This window comes from Photobacterium indicum (assembly GCF_003026215.1).
Classification (GTDB): domain Bacteria; phylum Pseudomonadota; class Gammaproteobacteria; order Enterobacterales; family Vibrionaceae; genus Photobacterium; species Photobacterium indicum.
The window spans coordinates 1-812 of sequence record NZ_PYOC01000031.1; the positions used below are offsets into that span (position 1 = coordinate 1).

1 protein-coding gene is annotated in these 812 nt (G+C 49.4%); it reads right to left on the reverse strand.

All coding sequences use genetic code 11. The annotated features are described in order from the left end of the window. On the reverse strand, nucleotides 1-812 hold an 812-nt coding region (locus tag C9J47_RS27195), incomplete at both ends, for a hypothetical protein (RefSeq protein ID WP_170107584.1).

Below are 812 nucleotides of genomic sequence, written 5' to 3' on the forward strand. Positions count from 1 at the left end.
CTCTGCCATCAAGTCTGCCACTTGAGCTGGGTCCACTTGAACAGAGTCAGGGACTAAACGGTCTTCACCAGCGATTAACGCAAAATCACCCGACTGTGTGGCAGGATAAGACGTATCTGTGCCACCGACACCATTGCCGTCAGTGTCTAAATCACCTTCAATCAGTGTAATGGTGCCGTTATAGCTGCCCGACGCGTCATCACCATCGGTTATGGTGATACCCATCGAACCATCAGTGGTATCGCCGTCTTTGTCAGTCGCAGTCACGTTCAAATCAATATTGGTGGATTCACTGTCACCTTGGTCGATAGAACCTGTTACGGTCACCTTATATGAACCGTCGGTATCGACAGTTACCGTCATCACGGTATCGCCAGCACTATCAAGTACTGTCAGGGTATCGCCAGTAGCAGTAAAGGTAGTTGGCAGACCATTACTCGTAATGCCTGCTAATCCCGGCTGGTCAGCTTGGAACACTATGGTATCAATCGCATCTGAGCCCACATCCAATGGGATCTGACCGGAAATTACGCTGCCTTGTTGTGAAGATTCATTGATCGTCACGCCTGTATCTGTGCCGAATGTAGGATTGTCACCGTCGGTGATGGTGATGTCCACATTGGCTGGGGTATCTAAATTATCGCCATCGGTGTCAGTCGCTTGCACGGGGACATTAATGTGAATCTCATCATTCGCAGAGGTAATGTAGCCTTCGCTGTCGCCGGTATTAGTATGATCCAACGGGACATTCTGTTCGATAGTCACCGTAACTTTCACGTCTTGACCTTGCTGCTCACCAGACAAAGAAACGG